Source organism: Bradyrhizobium sp. sBnM-33 (genome assembly GCF_032917945.1).
Lineage (GTDB): Bacteria > Pseudomonadota > Alphaproteobacteria > Rhizobiales > Xanthobacteraceae > Bradyrhizobium.
The window spans coordinates 2,414,782-2,434,919 of sequence record NZ_CP136624.1; the positions used below are offsets into that span (position 1 = coordinate 2,414,782).

18 protein-coding genes and 2 pseudogenes are annotated in these 20,138 nt (G+C 57.7%); 16 read left to right on the forward strand and 4 right to left on the reverse strand.

Going from position 1 to position 20,138, the window contains the following annotated elements; all coding sequences use genetic code 11:
- Window positions 1–370 precede the first annotated feature (370 nt).
- The 4 genes from RX328_RS11155 (at window position 371) to RX328_RS11170 (ending at window position 2,065) form a co-directional block, all read left to right on the forward strand.
- Entirely contained in the window at window positions 371–697 is a 327-nt protein-coding gene (locus tag RX328_RS11155; protein ID WP_082656127.1) for a PilZ domain-containing protein, read from the forward strand.
- Window positions 698–930: 233 nt separating this feature from the next.
- The gene (locus RX328_RS11160) at window positions 931–1,140 is read left to right on the forward strand and encodes a hypothetical protein (RefSeq protein WP_145963756.1); all 210 of its coding nucleotides are present in this window, start codon (window positions 931–933) and stop codon (window positions 1,138–1,140) included.
- Between the two features lie 437 nt (window positions 1,141–1,577).
- A complete protein-coding gene (locus RX328_RS11165) occupies window positions 1,578–1,769 on the forward strand; it encodes a hypothetical protein (RefSeq protein WP_108522622.1) in 192 nt (63 codons plus the stop codon).
- A complete protein-coding gene (locus RX328_RS11170; RefSeq protein ID WP_108522621.1) occupies window positions 1,766–2,065 on the forward strand; it encodes a phasin in 300 nt (99 codons plus the stop codon). The genes RX328_RS11165 and RX328_RS11170 overlap by 4 nt, the downstream gene beginning before the upstream one ends.
- Window positions 2,066–2,541: 476 nt before the next feature.
- Here the strand turns inward: RX328_RS11170 and RX328_RS11175 are convergent.
- Window positions 2,542–3,159: pseudogene (locus tag RX328_RS11175) on the reverse strand (SOS response-associated peptidase family protein).
- 153 nt (window positions 3,160–3,312) lie between these two features.
- On the opposite strand from RX328_RS11175, the pseudogene RX328_RS11180 reads away from it, so the two are divergent.
- The 6 genes and pseudogenes from RX328_RS11180 (at window position 3,313) to RX328_RS11205 (ending at window position 9,325) form a co-directional block, all read left to right on the forward strand.
- Window positions 3,313–4,724 (forward strand): annotated as a pseudogene (locus RX328_RS11180) (IS1182 family transposase).
- A 1,727-nt stretch (window positions 4,725–6,451) separates the two neighbouring features.
- Window positions 6,452–6,664 (forward strand): hypothetical protein, encoded by a 213-nt coding sequence (locus RX328_RS11185; protein ID WP_057849677.1) that lies wholly within the window; start codon window positions 6,452–6,454, stop codon window positions 6,662–6,664.
- A gap of 209 nt (window positions 6,665–6,873) precedes the next feature.
- Window positions 6,874–7,338, forward strand: a complete 465-nt coding sequence (locus RX328_RS11190) for a multiubiquitin domain-containing protein (protein ID WP_108522617.1) — start codon at window positions 6,874–6,876, stop codon at window positions 7,336–7,338.
- On the forward strand, window positions 7,298–8,494 hold the full coding sequence (locus RX328_RS11195; RefSeq protein WP_249727252.1) for a ThiF family adenylyltransferase: 1,197 nt from the start codon (window positions 7,298–7,300) through the stop codon (window positions 8,492–8,494). Before RX328_RS11190 ends, RX328_RS11195 begins: the two co-directional genes overlap by 41 nt.
- On the forward strand, window positions 8,491–8,919 hold the full coding sequence (locus RX328_RS11200; protein WP_057900959.1) for a DUF6527 family protein: 429 nt from the start codon (window positions 8,491–8,493) through the stop codon (window positions 8,917–8,919). The genes RX328_RS11195 and RX328_RS11200 overlap by 4 nt, the downstream gene beginning before the upstream one ends.
- A 58-nt stretch (window positions 8,920–8,977) precedes the next feature.
- Entirely contained in the window at window positions 8,978–9,325 is a 348-nt protein-coding gene (locus tag RX328_RS11205; RefSeq protein WP_057849681.1) for a hypothetical protein, read from the forward strand.
- A 540-nt stretch (window positions 9,326–9,865) separates the two neighbouring features.
- On the opposite strand, the gene RX328_RS11210 is transcribed toward RX328_RS11205, so the two are convergent.
- Window positions 9,866–11,434 (reverse strand): Fic family protein, encoded by a 1,569-nt coding sequence (locus tag RX328_RS11210; protein WP_213256725.1) that lies wholly within the window; start codon window positions 11,432–11,434, stop codon window positions 9,866–9,868.
- A gap of 2,230 nt (window positions 11,435–13,664) precedes the next feature.
- Window positions 13,665–13,793, reverse strand: coding sequence for a LysR family transcriptional regulator (locus RX328_RS11215; RefSeq protein ID WP_213256723.1), 129 nt, complete (start codon window positions 13,791–13,793; stop codon window positions 13,665–13,667).
- 523 nt (window positions 13,794–14,316) lie between these two features.
- Between RX328_RS11215 and RX328_RS11220 the strand changes: the two genes are divergently transcribed.
- From RX328_RS11220 to RX328_RS11245, 6 genes are all read left to right on the forward strand, one after another.
- Window positions 14,317–14,688 (forward strand): ABC transporter permease subunit, encoded by a 372-nt coding sequence (locus RX328_RS11220; RefSeq protein ID WP_213291037.1) that lies wholly within the window; start codon window positions 14,317–14,319, stop codon window positions 14,686–14,688.
- Between the two features lie 91 nt (window positions 14,689–14,779).
- Window positions 14,780–15,442, forward strand: a complete 663-nt coding sequence (locus tag RX328_RS11225) for an amino acid ABC transporter permease (protein ID WP_213256720.1) — start codon at window positions 14,780–14,782, stop codon at window positions 15,440–15,442.
- Window positions 15,435–15,947, forward strand: coding sequence for an ATP-binding cassette domain-containing protein (locus tag RX328_RS11230; RefSeq protein WP_317258703.1), 513 nt, complete (start codon window positions 15,435–15,437; stop codon window positions 15,945–15,947). The genes RX328_RS11225 and RX328_RS11230 overlap by 8 nt, the downstream gene beginning before the upstream one ends.
- Window positions 15,880–17,154, forward strand: coding sequence for an IS1182 family transposase (locus RX328_RS11235; RefSeq protein ID WP_317258795.1), 1,275 nt, complete (start codon window positions 15,880–15,882; stop codon window positions 17,152–17,154). Before RX328_RS11230 ends, RX328_RS11235 begins: the two co-directional genes overlap by 68 nt.
- A gap of 702 nt (window positions 17,155–17,856) precedes the next feature.
- Complete coding sequence (locus tag RX328_RS11240) at window positions 17,857–18,249, forward strand: avidin/streptavidin family protein (protein ID WP_057854504.1); 393 nt, start codon at window positions 17,857–17,859, stop codon at window positions 18,247–18,249.
- 217 nt (window positions 18,250–18,466) lie between these two features.
- Window positions 18,467–19,072: a TetR/AcrR family transcriptional regulator gene (locus RX328_RS11245; RefSeq protein WP_213257465.1), complete on the forward strand. Its 606-nt coding sequence runs from the start codon at window positions 18,467–18,469 to the stop codon at window positions 19,070–19,072.
- A 404-nt stretch (window positions 19,073–19,476) separates the two neighbouring features.
- Here the strand turns inward: RX328_RS11245 and RX328_RS11250 are convergent, their stop codons facing one another.
- Window positions 19,477–19,845, reverse strand: coding sequence for an amidohydrolase family protein (locus tag RX328_RS11250; protein WP_213257467.1), 369 nt, complete (start codon window positions 19,843–19,845; stop codon window positions 19,477–19,479).
- Between the last annotated feature and the right edge of the window lie 293 nt (window positions 19,846–20,138).

The window sequence follows — 20,138 nt, forward strand, 5'->3', positions numbered from 1 at the left end:
GGCAGCAATTGGCGCTCTCCTTGCGCTGCACTCGAGGATGTTTCATGCGCAATCATGATCTTGTCTCCGGCAGCCTGCTGGCACTGACCGCGGCAGGCCTCGCGCTGTTCTGCTCGAGCCTGCTCGCTTTTGCTTTCATTTAAAGCCGATGCCTTGGTCGAGTTTCGCGCCGCGTGGACGCGCGCTTTGAAATAGAGGATGGCCTGTGTCTCTGGCGTATCGCGGCTAATAGCGAGCTGACGGGATAGCATCCTGACTGATTACCAACTGCCTGTCGGGAGGAGGCGGAAGCAAGGCGCCACCCGGAGGAGTAATTCGTGTCTCGGCTTTCTAGATCGCTCTTGAAGGTGCTACTGAACGGCGTGAATGTATGAACCGAGATAAGCGAAAAGCGAAGCGCATTCAATTTGAACATGAGTACCGAGCCACTCTCTTGGGCGCTGATGGCACCTGGCGTCGTGATTGCGTACTCGTTGATGTTTCTGAGACGGGCGCGTGTCTTCGAATAGATGGATCGACAGATGTCCTGAGATCACGTCAGTTTTTCCTATTGCTTTCAAAGACAGGATTGGCCTTCCGGCGGTGCGAGTTGGTCCGGTTAAACGGCCAGGAAGTCGGCGTACAATTTGTGACAAGCCGGACTATTCGCACGCGCCCGACACTCCGGGCGATGTATCCAACCTCAGCCTCAGACTAGCGCTACTTTGGCAGGCTTGGCGATTGATTGGTGAAACTGGTTTCCCGAATGGCGGCTCTCTTCAGCTTCCGTTTCTCCCAGTGGGTATCTTTGCGCTTAGAATTGAACACCCACTCGACATAACGGTTCACTGGGACGATCTGGCCGGGATAGGTTCGCGTCGGGGAAGCGTATCTTTACGCGCATGCGGTATGGTTTATTGTCAACGACGGCGAGACCTATGAACTCACTGCTTGAAATTCGACCAAACCACTCTCGCTAACATGACGGCGGCGCTTGAATATGCTTGTCGGAAGCTTCCGCCGGACCGGGACCATGAGTCCATTCGAAAATTTATTGCCGAACAGATCATCGCGGCGGCTGAGACCTCCGTTGGCGATCTGACGAGTACTGGTCTCAAGGTCGTAAACGGCTATCTTTCCCGCCGGGGCACTCTTGGCTGAAGGCTCTCAGAGGGTAGCTGAGGCCTTCTTCGGGCAGATTTGCACCGGCGCCCTTTTTGCTTCCAGGCCCTTATCAGTCAGGCGGTAGGCTAATTCACCTGCGGTACCGCGGCTCTCGATCCAGCCTTTCGCAAGCAAGTTTTGGATTGTCTTGGGTGCGTTCGCTAGGGTGAAAGCCTTGATCCAGGCACCGCCACGGAGGCGTTGCATGACCTGTCGCTCTCGATGAGTCGGAAGGTTCATTTCGCGTTCCCGACGCCCAACCACCGCGAAGAATCGTAGCATGCTAGTTTCGCGGCGGACGCCGTGAATTTTTTCGCCGCTGTCCTCTTTGCGCCGCGCTTGATGCGCTTATCTTTGCATGAAACGAAATATCCCTTGGCACAATGCCGAAGCGCGGCTTAAAATGTCATTTTCGGCAACGTTTTAGGCGATCCATGAACTATTCCCAGATGAAGGACGAACGCCTATTGGCGTTTTACGAGAACGTCCGTGAGCAAGTCGTCTTAGATGCTGGAAGCCGCTACCGCTTTGCTGGTGATGGGGTCCGCGCCTACGCGGACGAGCTTCGCGAAGAAATGGAAAGACGGAGGCTTCGGTTCACGCCAATTGATTGGCACCACCGATGATGGAAACCAAGATAGAGGTGCCCGCACCACTACGCGAACTCGGCGCAATCGGAATTGATAATGCCGAAAGCGCGCTGGCGCTGTTCTTCGATGCAGTGAGTAAATTGGGCGCGCCGACCTCTGCGCAATCGCTCGCCCTGCTAGAGCGAATTGTTGCCGTGCGGATGGATTACGCCCGAAAGGTTGCGCGCGCCATAGATCGTTCGGAAGCTACGGCATTACAGTTCGCGTTTTGCCGGTCGCAAATCGACATCACGACTGAACTTATTCGTGTCGTTTCGGGCTCGGTTGACTAGTGCCAGCAAGACCATCAATCAAACGTGAGAATAGCCGGATAGCTACCGGCGCGAAGATCATCGTCGTATTTTGTTGCGCGAACTGCAACGCAGGTTACAAAGCAACGCAATATCGTCAGGTGTTGCAGGACGTTGGCACGTTCAGATGCCAGGTGTGCGGTGTCGAGGTCTATTCGTGGTCCGGCGACTATGACTACATTGACTGGACCGCCATCAAAGCAAAGCTGAAGCGGCGCAAGAAACGGCGGCGACGCCTTTGCGTTCTACATGGGGAGCTATGAGTGTTCCGCTGGAAGGCGGCAGGGTAAAATGACTAGTCAAGAACATACCCCGACCGAGCGACCGATGGCGGCCCGGGTCCAATACATCGGATTCCTTGGGACCTAGAATGATGCCAGTGCCAAGGCGGATGCAATGGCCCTCGTTGGCGAGCAAAGCGTTCGATACGATGCAAAGTTACGCTTGTTGGTAGAGGCTTAGAAATCTGGCCGTTGTAATAGGGCCCGAACAGCGTCTTCCTTATCCGCACCCCGCTTTACGATCATAAGTCCATTCGACAGCGGTCTTTGTAGCGCCTTCCCGTCACCCCACGGCGCGCGCATCCGCACAGTCGAGATCACCGGCATAGCCTTTGGGAGTATCGGCTCCGCGACTGCGTTCGCCGATGTCGTCAGGAAACCGTAGACGAGGTGAGGGCCTATGAACTCGGTCCAGATGCCAGCAAATGCGAATAGCGGGCGGCCATCGTTCAGGGTAAACCAGACGACGTCCTCTTTCTTGGTCTCGGGGTTGGGCTCTGGGAGTATTCGGCAAAGCTGTTCACGGGCACCAAGCAGCGGCTGTCCGGCTTCAGCCAGCCGCGCCAGTGCGGCGGCGAGGTGTTCCGGATGTTCGTGACCGGAGGGACGGCAATCCTCGGTGGCGGCCGCATACCCCAGCGCATCATCGTTAGCTCAGTGCCGTTGTCGGTGCTGCGGATAGTCGGGGAAGACCCCCGGCATTGGGGCGAGGTTTCCAACGTAGCGATTGATCACGCGGAACAGCCGGATGATCGCTTCCTGATTTGTTGTTGTGATCGAATAGAGATTGCACATCATCAGTCTAGGTCGCCCGGCCAACAGGCTGAAGCAGGGTTATGATTTCGGGATGGTGCGTCAGACCGAAGCGATTGACCCTGGCTGTGTGAAAACACGCGGATTGAAATGATTCTCGGAGTATGATTCCCACGCGATTTGCGGGGGGATCGGATGAAGCGCTTCGTTGAGGGGCTGGATCGCGGGCAAAGCACGCTGTTTCCCGAATGCTTGGAAGACTGGATTGGGTCTTTGTCGATCACCTCGACCTTGGCGAGCTAGGGTTCGGTGGGGTCGATCCCGAGAGGACCGGTCGGCCTTCGTATCATCCCTCGGCGCTGTTGAAGCTCTATATCTACGGCTATCTCAACCGGGTTCAGTCAAGCCGTCGGCTCGAGCGTGACGCCGGGCGCAACGTTGAGGTGATGTGGCTTACGGGCCGGCTCGTTCCCGATCACAAGACGATTGCGGATTTCCGCAAGGACAATGGCCGTGCGATCCGCAAGGTGTGCGCACGCTTCGTCGAGCTCTGCCGCGAGATGGGCCTGCTGACGAGAGCCAGCGTTGCCATCGACGGCAGCAAATTTAAAGCCGTGAACAACCGCGATCGGAACTTCACCCGCGCGAAGGTGGAGCGGCGCCGGGCACAGCTTGAAGAGAGCGTTGCGCGGTATCTCGGTCAGCTCGATACGGCCGATCGACAGGAGCCTTCCGAGACCCTCGCGCTCAAGACGACGCGGCTCAAGGAGAAGCTCGCGAAACTCGAAAGTGAGATGCAGCGCCTCGCGGCGATCGAGAAACAGATGCTCACCTCGCCCGACCAGCAGATATCGCTGACCGATCCTGATGCCCGCTCGATGGCGACGAGCGGCCGAGGCTCTGGCGTCGTAGGCTACAACGTCCAGGTCGCCGTGGACACCAAGCATCATCTGATCGTCACGCATGAAGTAACCAACGTCGGCACCGACCGGTCGCAGCTCGCCAACGTGGCCAAAGAGACGAAAACGACGCTGGAAGCCACGAGCCTCGATGTCGTCGCCGATCGCGGCTACTTCAGCAGCGGACAAATCCTGGCATGCGAGGAAGCTGGCATCACGGTCACACTGCCAAAGCCGATGACCTCGAACTCAAAGACGGAAGGGCGCTTCGGCAAGCAGGACTTCCGCTACGTCGTCGAGGAGGATGTTTACATTTGTCCGGCGGGAGAGCGGCTCACCTACTCCTTCACGACCGAAGAAAACGGATTGGTCCTGCGCCGCTACTCGACCAACGCCTGCCGGCGCTGCGCCATCAAGCAGAGCTGCACCACCGGCAAGGAGCGGAGAATCACCCGATGGGAGCATGAACACCTTCTCGAGGTGGTGCAGCGGCGACTCGACGAGCATCCGGAGAAGATGCGCCAGCGGCGCGAGACGGTCGAGCATCCCTTCGGCACCATCAAGGCCCGGATGGGAGCAACCCACTTCTTGATGAATACGCTGCCACGGGTTGCCGCCGAGATGGCACTTCATGTGCTGGCTTACAATCTCACGCGCGTCATGAACATCATGGGTATCCAACCGCTGATGGCGGCGATGCGGGCATAGTCGTCCCAGACATGCGTTCCTCTGCCCGTGAAGAGCCGCCCAAGACCGCTGATGTCCGCATCAGGAGCGCGGCCATATCGAAAAAGCCGCCAAACTCGGCAAAATGACTGCACCCCCGCCACGTCGCCAAGCTCGCGACGCGTCTAGGCTTCCGCTAGGACGTTTTTACACAACCAAGACCCACAACGGACTCTGGCCACCAGCGCGAGAAACTACGCGGGTATGGGCGCTCTGCGGTCCGGAGCAGTCTAGGACGCGCCTATGTAGAGTGCCGTCCAGCGTTTTCATGTATCGTCCGATTTAACCGGCGGAGATAAGAACATGCGATATGCTTTGGTCATCGCGATGCTGCTTGGGTCGACGCTGCTTGTGCAGGCGGAGCCTATCGCTCGTGACAAGTGGATCGCGCAGACTGGAAGAGCGAGCAAATCCTGCCTCGCTAAATTACGGCAGAAATTCGGGGAAGACAAGGGCCACAATTACTCAGGCTGTGTGACAAATCAAACTAACAAAGCGATCGATGACTGCGTTGGCAGTAGTGAGTTTTCTAACTGTGTTTTAGAAAAATCGTTGAGGGTATTGGAAGCCTGCGACCTATCGAGTTGCTGAAAATACACGTCTCAGGTTGCCTTACCTAGTGCCGTGAAGGAGCCTCTCGCAACCAACGGCGGTCGCCTAAACCTCTTCGGTGTACCGCCCGTGCTCGTAGATGGCGAGAACTACCACGGGCTGCGCGAGCCCAATCCTCACGAGGCCTTCGGCAACGGCCCGCATCATTGCGCGGGCGCGCACTTGTCGCGGCGAACCGTTGGCGTCATCCCGCTGCCCATGCCGTCCGAGCGTTTCCCCAACATGACCTTGCCTGATCCCGCAAATACTCCCCTTTTAGGACAACTATTTCGGATTGTGGTCAGCGTACACAATCAATCGCAATCGGATCGATCCCTGCGCCGGCATATGCGTATTGATCGATCTGATCTCCCACATGAATCGGCGGCCCACCTCCTGAGTCTCAGGAGACCTACCGCCGACCTGTCTTGCTGGGCTGGGCAAATCCGGCGGCATCGTATGTCAGGAGTTCCATCCTTCGTTGATTCCCTTAGCGCAGACCAAAAATATTGACAATGCTGTCCGCGCGAACCAATTCACAGCGCGCTCAGATCGTCCGGCACTTCGGCGAACTTCCGGATCACCCTGGCGTCAGTGAAATCGCCGATGGCTGGGTTGCCGCAGCGGCTAAAAGCGAGGCGACGAAGCTTGGCTTGCGCGAGAGCGCCTGGCTCGCATCACGGCGGCGTTCTGCAAAAAGCACCCGACGGCTTCACCGACCATTCCGTCGTCGGAATACGCGTGCGCCATGGCCGAAAACCTTTATCCGCCAGGTGCTGCGCGCGGCCTAGAAGCCTGGACAACCGCCGCCGTCACGAGCTGCGCTTCCTGACCACCCCGCTCGGCCGACTGATCCGTGACATCCGCCGCCGGCCATTCAAAGATGCCTTCCAGACGCGCCAGCCTCGCAGATCCAAATCGGTGTGGTGAAATCCGTCGAAAAAGACACTCGAACGCGGAATTTAGGCATCAACCCGGGACCCCTTGCATTTATCAATATCGACACGTCGTTACTGTACAGAGTTAAACGTAACCCTCTTTCACGAGCCGACTGTTGGGGGTCGGCAAGGTCAATAATGATGCGATCTCAGTTCGGCGAAACAGCATAAGAGCAGGACATGGCTGGGCATTTCTACCGACTCCGCATGGGCATCTATGCGGAGACGTTGTTTCGGCGCAGCAACCGCGTGAAGCGGGAAAGGATCTGGCTGCAGTACAACGTGATGCGGCTGGGAAGCGAACTAAGGCGGTCCGAGCACTGGTCCAGTGCGGCTGGCCAGCCAGGCCGGCATCGAAACGATGCAGCCGAAACCGTCGCCACGCTGACGTAACCCTTGTGCTGGCAAGAATGGTCCGCCTCTCCATCCGATCCAATCTTGGGGCGACTTCAGCGCTGACTCCGGAAGCAAGCCTAAGCCCCATCGATCTTTCCCTGACGAATCCCATTTAGAGATCAAAGTCAGTGTCGCCTCCAGAGAAGCAATCCAGTTTCACCTCCAAAAGCGAAAATCTGCACTATCGCTAGACCAACGAGGCCATCATGTCGGACGACAAGCCGGACGTGCGTATCCATATCGATCAGAAACCGCTTCACTCGCCGAACCCGACGACAGGCGTTGGCCTTTATGAACTCGGGCAGGTTCCCGAAGGTCAGGTGCTGTACAAGGGGGGCGAGGGTAACCAAGAAGACAGGTTAGTGCGAATCGACAGTCCAAAGATCGATCTCACACAAGACCAGCACTTCCATCGTGGTGAAGCCCCCGAAAAGCATTACGTCATTATCGTCAACACCGACCCCGTCGTCGTCGATCATGATGTCTTGACATTCGATGAACTCGTGAAAATCGCCTTTCCGGTTCCGCCGACCGGGCAAGACCCGGAATTCACGGTGAGCTTCGAACACGCAAAGAGTGTCCCGCATCACGGTGACCTTCCTCCAAACGGCACTGTTACCGTGAGAAAACATGGCACCATTTTCGATGTCGATCATACCAATCGATCGTAGCTCCGATTTAGAACTGTTGCGCAGGGAGGGATATAACGTCCAGGTAACGGGCGCCGGCTACTTGGTCGTTCACGACGTCCCCTATGTCAACAGCAAGCGTGAAATCGCGGTCGGTGCGCTGGCATCGAACCTCGATCTTGCTGGCGACGTTACGGCTCAGCCGCAAGATCACACGGCCAAATTTATCGGCGAATATCCTTGCGACAGTAACGGTAAGCCGCTCGAAGTTCTGAAGCATCAGAGCGGATCGTACGATGTTGGCCACGGGTTCGTCGCCCAACATTCCTTTTCCCGAAAGCCGGCGCGCGGGCACTATGAAAATTACCATGAAAAGATGACGGCCTATGTCGCGCTCCTCGGTAAGCACGTTGCTGCCATAGACCCTTTGGTCACAGCGAAAACCCACAAGGTCATTGAGCCTGAGGACGACAACTTACCATTCAATTACCTCGATACTGCGTCCGCAAGAGCGGAAATCAACACAATTACCGCGAGGCTTGCGGAGGATGCGATCGCAATCGTCGGGGTTGGCGGAACCGGATCGTACGTGCTCGATATGGTCGCCAAGACTCCCGTCAAGCAGATCCATATTTTTGATGCCGACCGCTTCTTGACACACAATGCTTTCCGGGCGCCAGGCGCACCCGAAATCGAAGATTTGCGAGCGCAGCCGCTCAAGGTGGAATACTTCGCGTCGATTTACGCCCGTATGCATCGTGGAATTATTCCACATCCCATCCATATCGATGCGACCAACGCGGATAAGCTAGGCAGCATGTCCTTTGTCTTCCTTTGCATGGAAGGAGGAACTGCGAAGCGCGCGGTCGTGGACAAGCTGGAAGCGCTCGGGACGCCGTTCGCGGACGTCGGAATAGGCTTGTATGCCAAGCGAAATTCAATTGGCGGTATGCTCCGCAGCATCCTTAGCTTACCCGACGCCCGAGAACACGCGCGGTCTCGCATATCGTTCGCCACGGACGACGCAAATAATGAGTACGACAAGAATATCCAAGTTGCCGATCTCAATGCACTTAACGCGTGTTTGGCTGTAATCGCTTGGAAGAAGCTGCGTGGCTTTTATTTCAACTTGGGTAAGGAGCGTTTTGTCTCTTATACAATTGCAAATAGCCTTCTCGCGAAGGGTGATTCCATATGAACAGGATCGATGCCATCCGGCCCGAGCTCGTCGAGCGCATACCCAAAGTTCTCGACAACGGAGTTATTTACATCTCCCTCAAGTTCCGCACGGCGGCGCATAACTGCTGTTGCGGATGTGGCACTAAGATCGTGACACCGCTCAAGCCCGGCCGGTGGCGGCTAGAAACTGAGGACGGGGCCGTAAGCCTAACTCCGTCCATCGGCAATTGGAGCGCGGGCTGCCAGTCGCACTATTGGATCAGGGACAATCGCATAGAATGGGCGCCCGCGTTTACCCCGAAGCAGATCGCGGCCAACCGGGCCAGCGACCAGCGCGCGCGCCAGCAGGCTCATACCGAACGCTACAGGAGAGAACGAGGCTTCTGGGGACGTCTTTGGGACGCAATCAAAGGTCTGTGGCAAGCGTTTATGAACTGGTTCTGATGTCATTCGACGAGTACGCTCCGCGTGCACGCGCGAACAACATCATGTTGTCACTCAGGTGAATTTCCAGGTCACAGTCCTGAAGATCCTGCTGAGCTATCCGGACGGCTTCGCAAGGATGGCGGAGCTTAAGCGCGACATGGCCATTTTAGCGACGAGCGGTCGGGACTGGGCCGAGCGCACCAAGAGCTTGGCCGCCCGTGTGCCGAACCTCGACATCTTTTCGCAAGAACTCGTTGAGCGCATGAACGGTGGCTGGCGCATCACCGAAAAGGGACGTGCCTTCCTCAATTTCATGGAAACGCGCCCGATGGCTGCGGAGGTGCCGGTAGAGACGGAGGTGGCCGCTCCCGAGCAACCGAAGCCGATGAAGCGCAATTGCCTCCCGTCGAAGCAGGCCGGCTGACGGCATGAACGTCAGCACCTACCTCGTGCGGCCGGCAAGCGAAGACGCGCAACCAGGTCTTGCCCTGCGCTCTTCGCTCGCAGTTTCGGATGGACGCGCCCCACCTCGGCCTTTGGCTCGCAGGTGAGGGAACGCGAAGATGTCCCCGCTAGGTCGAAGGGCCGAACTACCCATCTTCGCTGTCTACACGGCTTGCCGCACGCGAGCGGTTTCTTCATCATTCCCACCCTGAAAGGGATCGAACTCACCTCTGTCTACCTCGCCGGCCTGGGTCGATGCGGTCAGCCGTAGATTGCCTCCCTGCTGTTCGGCGCGCATGCGCCAATCTTCGAGGACAAGGCGCGCGGTCGTGAGACCGCTGGGCATGACAGAGTGAGAGGAGCGCCCAACTTCGCCGTCACGGGTTCATAGTCGCGAGAGAGGCTCGCGACAGCCGTCGCGGAGAATCGCCTTCACTTGTCGGTTTCTGCTGTCCCGATTTTTTTGTTCAATCGGCTGCACAAGCTTGATCAGCGACATAAGGGATTTTGTCGCGAAAGCTTACGGGGCGTGATTTTGCTCGTTTGAGCTATCTTCAAATCCTTCGAATGCATCCCGGACAACGGCCTCGATGCTTGCAACCTCATCGTCCGTTAGCTTCTCGAATTCGCGCTCCCTTCTTTTCTTGGAAAGCACGCCCTTGTTCTGCCGGATGAACAGAAGCAGGTCGTCTGCAAGGCGATCCGGCATTTCAACCGTGTCCATGATTTTGCGGCGGGCTTCGTCGTGACGGCGCAGATAATCGATTTCGTGCGGCAGATCGTGCTCCACCGTTCTCTTGACGCACTGATACAAAAATTCCGCTTCGTCGGTGCAATCGAAATAGCAGTAGAGGTCGGCGGTATCGTTCAGCACTTCGACATTCCTGTCCGATGTCGGTTTCCAGTCGATAAACTCCATCAAGGGCCCGGAATGGGACTGCAGGGTAGTGCGGTAGTCATCAATCCGGTCGAGCATGACGGACGACACCGGAAACACCATGCCTGGCGGCGTGAATTTCCGCTCCGCCAGAACATGGTGGATGAGGCAGCGATGCAGGCGTCCGTTGCCGTCCTGAAGCGGATGGACATAGACGAACCCGAAAGCTGTGCTTGCCGCTTGTAGAACGGCATCAATCCCGTCATCGCGCATACGCGCGTTAGCGTCGATCAGGCCTTTCATGAGGCTGGTCAGGTCGTCGGGTCTGGCGCCGATGAACTCAGGCAGCGGATTGTTCTCATGGTCTCGCTCTCCCAGAAAAACGCCATCTGGCCGAAGGCCTGGATGAATGAGCCGGGTGTCTTCGATGAGGACGCTATGTAGCCGCACGATCTCTTCAAGGGTCAGAGCATGCTTGCCTGCCTGCACGACAGCGCGTCCCCACCGCTCCAGCCGGTTCCTGGGCGGGCGTTCGCCTTCGATCTCGAAGCTTGCGCGGCTATCGGCGAGCAACAGAAAACTCGCGGCGCGGGAGACCACATGGCCGCCGGTATGCCCGACGGTCTCGCGGGCCTTTTCCGCAAGACCACTCTCTGTGAGGGCAACGAGCGCGGAAGTCCTTCGGATGACTGGGCTGAAATCTTTCGTTCCGAGCAGATTGTTGCGAACGCGGTGCCGTTTTGACAGCTTGGGCTTGCCTGTGAAATAAGCCTTCGGGTCGAACAAATCGACAGCTGCGACGTTCGGGGTATCCGGAATGTCGAGCGTCTCGCCAGTTAGCATTTCGTAGAGGAACCAGACCCGGCGCGCGGGCACACCGGTTGGTGCCGCTGTGACGAAGTCACGGATTTCTGCCTTCGGGACCGTCTTGAACACGCGCTTGAGCACGAGGAGATCGAGGTCTTCGTGGCGCAGGGCAAAGGTGAGGTGATCTGCAAAATTGTCGCCGGGCCAATATCTCTTGTCGAACAGCCGCCAGTCGCCTTCATCCCGGTGGCTGCCACGGATATGCTTTTCCGACACGGCGCTAGGCCGACGGACGGGTGCCGCAACCGATAGTATCTGGACCAATGCTGACAGCCCGACGAGTTGGGTCTCGGTAGGCAGTGCCTTGCCTTGGAAAGCCTTTGTCTCCGCAAAGTTCAGCCGCATGGTCGAAAATCCATATGGAGTGTCGAATTTTGCCACAAAAATAGTAACATTGTCGAAAACAACTTATCTGGCTCTCGGGTCGAAAATCAACCCAATTTGTCGTTTTCTGGCTCAAAGTGATCCGAAATGTCGAAAATCGGGCTAATTGGCAATAATTTGCCAAAAAGAGGCGGCTTCGTGAGCGAGGGCTGGAGATCCCTGCTTTCACTCCCGGCTAGCAATGGATCCGCCTCGAACTTGGCCCTTCTTGCTAAGCCTCGCTGAGCAAAAAAGGCGGCCATCCTCAAACTGGCTGCACACCCCTAACATCGATGCGACAATTCATGGCCAGCCAAACACCGGCCATGAGCCCTCGGCCTCGTTCTCGACGGTGAAGTGAAAATCCCTCAGGCGGCTCGTTTCAAGCATCCTCAGCATGATCCGAAAACTCGCCGCGCGTGAGGGGCTGAGAGACGGAAGATGCTCCCCCTTAAAGAGATGGCCCGCGTCCGGAAATTCCGTCACGGCAAACCAATCCGATCGCTTACTTGGCGGCTACGTTTCGAGTCCAACGAAACTCGCTTCCGCAAACGCACTTCTCTGTGCCGGTATCTGTTCGGTGCTTCCAACAGTCGCCAAAACGTGGTCGTACAAAACGGACACACAATCTCATCACGGCCATATGTGTTCGGGTAGTCGTCTGAGAGGTCGTACTGCTCTTTCCCTATCGGTTGTTCGAGGTCATACGGTCTTGGTGCGAGCTTTTCTTTACGAGTTGCTCAATCCACTCTGCGCCAAGTTCTCGGAACTCTGCTTCGGCGAATGACGAAATCAGTATCATCTCGTCTTGACCTACGACGCGGACGTAGTTCGACCCCATCGGGCATCCATTGTGGCCCAGTAATCCCAAGTACATTGGCCTGGAATTGGCGAAGTTCCTCCAGACCCAAATTGATCGATCTGATTTCCCATACGAATCGTCGGATCACCTCCTGAATCTCAGCAGCGCCACTGCCGACCTGTCTTGCTGCGCTGGGCAAATCCGGCGGCATCGATGTCAGGAGTTCCATCCTTGGTTCGTTTTCCCCTTAGCGCAGATTAAAAATGGGCACAATGCGGGTCACCCGAACGCAATTCTGAGCGCGCGGACCGTTGGGCAATTCGCCAAACTCGCGATCACCTTGACGTCGGTGAAACCGATCGCTGGGTCGAAGCCAACACAAGTGCGTAATCGGCCTGGTGAAATCCGTCGAAAATGACGCTCGAAAGCGGAATCTAAGCGTCGACGGGGCACGCGTTGCATTAAACAATATCGACAGATCGTTACTATCGAGCGTTTAGCATGGCCCTCTTCACGACCGGGTTAAACCCATCTCAATTCGGTGAAACAGTACAGGAGCCGTACATGGCCAGCCATTTCTACCAAGTTTGCATGGGTGCGTATGGGGAGACGTTGTTTCGGTCCAGCAAGCGCGACGCGCGGCAAGCGATCTGGTTACAGTGCAACCTGATGCGGCTTGGAGCGAAGCGTGCGGTCCAAGCACAGTTTCCACTGGGAGCGCACGTCGGCCTACTGGGCCGCTTCTGCCATTAATTTGAAGCCGTAGAGCCGCACCACCGGTTATCGCCGACGCTCAAAGCGTCTCCATTCTCGCTTCGTCCCCAACGGGGATTGAATTGATCGCACCCAAGGAACATCTGCGCAACCCAATCGGCGCACATAGCGCCTGGATGCCTGAGTGCGGGAAAGAAGCAGCCCAGCCCGAGGGTGGCGTGGCTCAGAGCCAAAAAGTTTGCGCGAGTGCAATTTCTGGTTTAAGAGCCCGCTTGATTACCTGGATGAAGAGTAATTGTCCGTGCGTTCTGGACTTATATTTTTGATCTTTGTGGTGGGGCTAATAGCACTGCTGTATTTGCCCGAGCCTGAGAACGACGACACTGTTTTAGTTTGTTCCGTCGCGTGTCCCAATTAGGACAATGCCACAATTTCAGATGCCGGCCCGTCCATCGCACATTCCCAGCTACTCTTGGGAACGTTACCTACATAAAAGTCTCCTTAAGCCGCGCCTGGACGGTCTGATACGTGAGGCCTTCGACAATATGCAGATTGACACCAGGGTATCGTTTGCGGAAAGCACTGAGCATGCGCGGCAGCATCGCGACGTGAGGCTCCGTGGAAAGACAGGCCACGACGCTTCCATCGACGCCCCCCCCCCGGTGCTGCTGGATTTCCTCGCGGGCGCGGCCCAATTCACTTGCGGCGATGCGGGCGGCGCAGGAAGATCTTGCCCATAGGCGTAAGTACTGTGCCGCGCTTGCGTCGCTCGAAAAGGGCGGCGCCGAGTTCGTGCTCTAGTTGGCGGATGCTCACACGAACCATTCTGTCATCTAGGTGAAACACAGCGATCTCCTTACTATCCGTTGAAGTGCCGAGCGATCGCGGAGGTTGATGTTTGAGTCTTTCTGGTTGGGGGCTGTGCGAGCTTTAGATTTGCATTCTGAGTTCGGGCCCACTGCGCGGTTCTTCCTAATCTGCGGAGGAGGTGCGCAGTCTGCGCCGGAAGCTGGCGTGATGGAAGCCTGGAACAGGAATACGGAAAAACTGAACGCTGGCTCCCGAAGGAAGTCGGACCATTGAGTATCAGAAAGTAAAAGGGGGGGGATGGTGCGAAGATCAATCGGCCGATGCCTGACTAGCCAGTGCCGATCGCGCCACCGGCCATGACCTGGGAATTTTTACTGTTGGACCTAGCCAAGGGTGCGATCACCACCCTGACGGTTTCGACGGCAGGCATCGGTCTGGGCATGCTCGCCGGCCTTTTCCTAGCCTTGGTGCACGTCGGCCGCGTGCCGATTGCCGCGCAAACCGTCGCAGCCTACACCAGTCTTGCGTGCGCCGCGCGATGGTCACGCTCGCGCTTCTGGTTTTCTTCGGATTGCCGAGTATTGGCCTTGCCATGTCGCCGCCGGTCGCGGCGATCGTAGTCATTGCTATTAACACTTCTGCGTTCCAGGCTGAGATCTGGCGAGCGTCGCTGCTCGATTTTCCGACGGGCCAAGTCGATGCCGCCCGCGCGGTAGGCATGACGCGGGGGTTGATCTTCCGGCGCATTGTGTTCCCGCAGGTGTGGCGCGCGAGCATGCCGGCGATCGCGAACGAGCTTACCCTTGTCATCAAAGGGAGCCCAGCCGTTGCGGTCATGGCGTCGTCGACCTCACGCGCGTGGCGGTGCGCTGGTCCACGCAAACCTATCAGCCGATTGTGCCCTTCCTGACTGCGGGTGCTATCTACGTGCTCGCCGTCATGTGCCTGCTGCGCGTCCAACGTTACATGGAGCACCGCATTGTCGAACGTTACGGGGTCCTTTGATCGCGAACTTTGGCGCAGTTCTTGGGGAGTGGCGCACCCTCGGAATCGGGTTCCTCAACACCGTCTGGATATGCGCGCTCGCCGGCGCGCTATCGTTAGCACTCGCCGCGTTCGTGTCGACGCTGCTGGTATCGCGGCGGAAGCTGATCCGGCGCGCCGCGCAAGGCGCCGTGGACCTGCTGCGAGCGCTCCCGTTCCTCGTGCTGCTCTTCACCGTGTACTATTGCCTGCCCGTGATCGGCGTGAGGCTGTCGGCTTGGACTTGCGGACTGGCGGCGCTGGTCGTGTACAACACTGCGTACTTCGCCGAAATCCTGCGCGGCGCTTGGGCACACATGCCGCGAGAGCAGGAGGAGGCCGGGCGCGCCTACGGCTACTATGGCCTTGGGCTCTACGGGCGGATCATTCTTCCGCAGATACTTATCGCGTCCGGCCCGGTGCTCGGCAATCAGATGATCACGCTCGTTAAGAATTCAGCCTTTCTGATGATGATAACAATTCCCGATCTCACTTCTTTGGCGAACTTGGCCCAAGCCACCTACTGTATCCCGTTCGAGACTCTATTCGTCACGGTTGCCCTCTACTGGGTAATCTGCTCCGCAATCGAAGGGATTGTGCGCGCGATGGACCGCGTCGCGGTGGTGCGTGGCCATGAGTGAGCCCGTCGTTGTCGCGCAACGGATCTGCAAGAGCTTCGGCTCGCTGCGAGTGCTCCGGGAGGTCGATCTTGAAGTGCAGGCCGGGCGGACGCTTTGCATTCTTGGGCCGAGCGGCTCGGGTAAATCAACGTTGCTCCGCTGCCTGAACTTTCTCGAGCGACCGGACGAGGGAGCGGTGTTCCTGCGCGGCGAGCGCGTCGGCTTCTCGTGCACGGCCGCCGGTCAGGAGCGTCAGATGACCGATCGCGAACTGGCGCGCATGCGTACACGCATGGGCATGGTGTTTCAGCAGTTCAATCTGTGGCCGCACCTCACGGTCCTAGGAGCCTGTCTGAGTAGTGACTGGTCAAGAGGGTGCGAGTCTGATTCCTTGCGTGGCCATGAGCAAGGAATTTCGCCCCTGGAAGATCGACGAGGTCCAGCTTCTGCCGCCGAGCGTGCAGGACTATGTGTCGCAGGACCACGTTTCGCGTTTGATCGTGTCGCTGGTCAAGGAAAGCCTTGATCTATCGGCGATCCTAGGCAGCTACCGGAGCGGGCTGGGTCAGCCGCCGTTTGATCCGCGGATGATGACGGCGCTGCTTCTACACGGCTATGCGAGCGGCATCTACTCGTCGCGGCGGATCGCCAGGGCGACGGTGGAGCGGGCGGATTTCATGATGATCGTGGCGGGCGATGCGCCGGACTTCCGCACGATCTCGGAGTTCCGGCGGCGGCATCTTAAGGCGCTGGCCGACCTGTTCGTGCAGGTGTTGAAGCTGGCCGAGAAGGCCGGGTTGGTGAAGCTCGGGCACATGGCGCTTGACGGCACCAAGATAAAGGCGAACGCGTCCAAGCACAAGGCGATGAGCTACGATCGGATGAAGAAGCGGGAAGCGGAGCTTGAAGCGGAGGTCGATCGCTGGCTCAAGGCCGCCGAGGCTGCCGATGCGCAGGAGGACAAGCGCTACGGCGACCAGCGCGGCGACGAGATGCCCGATTGGGTGGCCGACAAGCAGAAGCGGCTTGAGAAGATACGCGAGGCCAAGGCCGCGCTGGAGGCCGAAGCCAAGGCCGCAGCCGAGGTGGAACGCAAGGCGCGGGCCGAGGAGCGTCGCGTCGCCGAAGGCGGCAAGAAGAGCGGCAAGACGCCGACGAAAACGGAGCCCGACGGCAAGGCACAACGCAATTTCACCGACCCGGAAAGCCGCATCCTGAAGACCAAGGACGGTTACATCCAGGGCTACAACGCCCAGGCCGCGGTCGATGGTGCCCATCAGATCATCGTGGCGCAGACGCTGACCAGTTCCTCGAGCGATCAGGCGCAACTGGCGCCGTTGCTCGACGGGATCAGGGCCAATCTGGGGACCAATCCCGACGAAGTATCGGCCGACGCCGGCTACTGCTCCGACGCCAATCTTCGCACGATCAAACGGCGGCGCATCGAGGGCTACATCGCCACCGGAAGGCAGAAGCACGGCACCAAGTCCGCCACCGCGAAAAAGGCTTCAAGACCCGGCTCGCTGATCGCCAGGATGAGCACCAAGCTCAAGCGCGCCGGCTACCGAAGTCGCTACCGCTTGCGCAAGCAGATCGTCGAACCCGTGTTCGGACAGATCAAACAGGCAAGAGGGTTCAGGCAATTCCTGCTGCGCGGCATCGAAAAGGTCAGCGCAGAATGGGCGCTCATCTGCACCGCTCACAACCTCGTCAAGCTCGCAAGGGCCGCATGAGCCGCCATTATCAAGATAAAACTGCCTTCCCAAAGCTAACTGGACAGGCTCCTAGCGCGGACACGAATTCCAAACGTCCGGACGGCTGGACTTGTCCGCGACCTGTTTCTCTGGCCGAGCGGATATAGTGTCCAAGGCTTATCGGACGCAGAAGTTCGACAATGGATTTTGAAATCATTGGAAGGCTTGAAAAAAGCAATCGATGCGCGAAATTTCGCCAACCATAAGTCGGTTCGAGCGGCGTTAGCAACCGATTTTACGCGTCTGCAGATAAGAAAGCACGATTATCTGCACTGTATCGCCAACTCTCGCTTAATCAGCTGAGCTACGTTCGGGCGACTTCCCAGCCTCAATCCGGGCAGGCTCGATGGATTGGCTAGGGGGTGTCATGGGTTGATGACTTGGGGTATTCGGAGCGCCAATTGATGCATTCTCGGCAGGATATCGGGCCAGATTACCCGAACCACGCGAAGCGGTTTGCACCGAAAGCGGCGATCCCAGCGAAACCATGAGCGCGACGACAGCTCATGCGTGTTCGGGGCGCGCAGTAGAGAAATTTGGTGAGGGCTTGCGTACGGTTCGCACGAAGAAAGTTGTGAGATAGAAAAAGCAGCGAAGATGCATTGCACAAGTTATTGCGGCGGCCGAGAATATGATCTAAGAGTTGCTACCTTTAAGCGAACTCTTTTTTGGGACTTTAATATGAAAAAGTTTCTGGGGCTTTTCCTGATCGCCCAGTTTTTCTTGCTTTCCGCCGAGGTCATGGCGCAGGGGCTTCCTGCTCCCTCGTACTGGAAGAATGAACGAGGTTCGGAACTGTTTGTTTGGTCCAACAACAACGGGGCAATACAGGGGGTTTTCACAAACCATGCTCAAGGGTTTGCGTGCCAGGGCATTCCTTACCCTGCATCGGGAGCCTTCGGTCCAACCGGCTTGTACTTTGTTGTTACTTTTGCCCAATGCAATTCCTTCACCCGCTGGGTCGGAAAGACTCACGGCTCCCAAATGCCCACGTCTTGGACGCTGTTCTACATCGACAAGAATGGTAGACCCAGTAAGTTGAAGGGCAAGGATACATTCACGCGCGTATGGTAGTTTGCGCGCCGACCCGAGGCACCTGCGTCCGCAGTGAACATTTTCTAAGTTATTGATTTTTCTTGTCGTAGCAGGTGTTTCCGCCACGTTTTGTTCACGGTCGTTCCATCGAATTCGTTGCGATTTCGTTGCGGCACCTCTTAAGGAGAACAACTCTCGCTGCCGGGCGTGAGCATCTTTGTGACGTGCATAGGGCAGCAACGTCGGTGTGCGCTGCATGCAGAAAGCGACGCCCGTACTCGCGGCGCAAGGGCATGAAAAGATTTCAACGGCAGCGATCGCCAAGGCTGCAAGGGTCTGCGCCGGGACATTTTACTTATACTTCGGGTCCAAGGAAGAACTGCTTGTCGAGCTCTTCAAGGGCAATATCGAAAGAACCTGGGACGATGCGTTTACGCTCGTTCGAACGCGCGATACGCTCGTTGAACAGCTCTCCTGCCTGCTAGCGAATACGACAGCAGGTCACGATCGAGATCCCGCGCTGTCCCGCATATTCTTCCGGGAAATTCTGTTTATGCAGCCGCCGGTTCTCGCAGCTGCATCGGACTTTGCCGCATCCGTACTCTATCGCCGGCCTTCTTCGCGCGTCGCAGGACCGCAACGAATTCGCTGCCGAGGTCGACCCAGCATTGCTCGCTCATGTCGTCTTCGATCTTGGTTTCAGTCAATGCTGCGCCATTACAGCGGCGCAGTCACCGCTGACATGCTGGCCCGTCGGCTGATCAAGGCCATCCGAATGATTGTCACGGCCATGTGCCCGGTGCGGCTTGAACGGGTTAGCCCGTGCGCGGCGGCTACCGCTTGTAGACTTTCGACGGCGTAGCTCGCATCAAGACCGTACATCGCGAAAGTTGCGACAATGACGCGCCAGAGAAAAGGCTCTCCCCGCCTAGCTCAACAGGCCCGTACTATTGGGCCCTGCGCAACGCGGACGGGATCATACTTAGGTAGCGGTTGCGCGGTTGGCGTGCCAGCAAATTAGCAGAGTCCGCGCGAGCGGTTGGTGGCGATGTTGTTCGGCCAGCGCGTGAAGAAGCTCGATGCTGTTCAACTCGCCTTGGCGCCGGAGACCTCAAGATCGCCATCGCAGCGGCGAAGAAGCTGAGGAGGAGAAGCACGATCCCCCGCACTGTTGAGATGTGTTTCCGGGGATGAATCAACAGCAGCGCAGTCGCGACCTCCGACTGATTTCTAGCAGCCGCCGTAGGCAAGAGGGCTTATCGCCTTCTAAGCAGACTTCACTACCGGCCAGCGCCGGCGGGGATCAAGGCCGAGCCGGTGCGCGATCCGCTCCCCGGCAAGGCTGGCCTCGGCGATAGCCTTGCCCGCATCGATACCGGTCGCGCGGCCGGAGTCGAATACCACGTTGCCGTCGACAATGACGGTTTGAATGCTCCGACCGTCTGCGCAGTACACTAGATTTCGGACGACATCGTGGCGAGGCACCCACTCCGGCGTCTCAATGTCATAGAGGGCGAGATCCGCCGTCTTCCCCCCCTCCACCGACCCCAACTCGTCGTCCCACAGCACAGCACGGGCGCCGTTGAGTGTCGCCATTTCCAGTGCCGTCTCGGTGGGGACCAAGTTGACGTCCATGCGCGCGTCCTTGAAGAGGCCGGCGGTAATCCCGGCTAGGAGGCTGGTCCATGAAGGCTCTGATTGCTCTCATCGCTGCTATTGCAGGCGTTGCTGTGACCCTGGCGCACCTAAAGGAAGGTGTCTGCACTTTCACCTTCCTAAATATCTGACTTGGACGACCGCGGGAACGCTGCTCTTTTCGGTTATTGCGCTTGTTATCGGCCTAGCTCACCTCCGCCATTCCATTAAAGTGCTGATGCAGCGCAATGTCATCTGCGCGGCTCTCGTAGTCGTGTTTGCTGTGTCCCTCC

What these genes read in the sequence shown, in the direction of transcription:
- RX328_RS11155 (WP_082656127.1), top strand. Translation starts at nt 371, where the DNA reads ATGAACCGAGATAAGCGAAAAGCGAAGCGCATTCAATTTGAACATGAG.
- RX328_RS11165 (WP_108522622.1), top strand. Translation starts at nt 1,578, where the DNA reads ATGAACTATTCCCAGATGAAGGACGAACGCCTATTGGCGTTTTACGAG.
- RX328_RS11170 (WP_108522621.1), top strand. Translation starts at nt 1,766, where the DNA reads ATGATGGAAACCAAGATAGAGGTGCCCGCACCACTACGCGAACTCGGC.
- RX328_RS11185 (WP_057849677.1), top strand. Translation starts at nt 6,452, where the DNA reads ATGGCTGGGCATTTCTACCGACTCCGCATGGGCATCTATGCGGAGACG.
- RX328_RS11190 (WP_108522617.1), top strand. Translation starts at nt 6,874, where the DNA reads ATGTCGGACGACAAGCCGGACGTGCGTATCCATATCGATCAGAAACCG.
- RX328_RS11195 (WP_249727252.1), top strand. Translation starts at nt 7,298, where the DNA reads ATGGCACCATTTTCGATGTCGATCATACCAATCGATCGTAGCTCCGAT.
- RX328_RS11200 (WP_057900959.1), top strand. Translation starts at nt 8,491, where the DNA reads ATGAACAGGATCGATGCCATCCGGCCCGAGCTCGTCGAGCGCATACCC.
- RX328_RS11210 (WP_213256725.1), bottom strand. Translation starts at nt 11,434, where the DNA reads ATGCGGCTGAACTTTGCGGAGACAAAGGCTTTCCAAGGCAAGGCACTG.
- RX328_RS11215 (WP_213256723.1), bottom strand. Translation starts at nt 13,793, where the DNA reads ATGGTTCGTGTGAGCATCCGCCAACTAGAGCACGAACTCGGCGCCGCC.
- RX328_RS11220 (WP_213291037.1), top strand. Translation starts at nt 14,317, where the DNA reads ATGGTCACGCTCGCGCTTCTGGTTTTCTTCGGATTGCCGAGTATTGGC.
- RX328_RS11230 (WP_317258703.1), top strand. Translation starts at nt 15,435, where the DNA reads ATGAGTGAGCCCGTCGTTGTCGCGCAACGGATCTGCAAGAGCTTCGGC.
- RX328_RS11240 (WP_057854504.1), top strand. Translation starts at nt 17,857, where the DNA reads ATGAAAAAGTTTCTGGGGCTTTTCCTGATCGCCCAGTTTTTCTTGCTT.
- RX328_RS11245 (WP_213257465.1), top strand. Translation starts at nt 18,467, where the DNA reads ATGCAGAAAGCGACGCCCGTACTCGCGGCGCAAGGGCATGAAAAGATT.
- RX328_RS11250 (WP_213257467.1), bottom strand. Translation starts at nt 19,845, where the DNA reads ATGGACGTCAACTTGGTCCCCACCGAGACGGCACTGGAAATGGCGACA.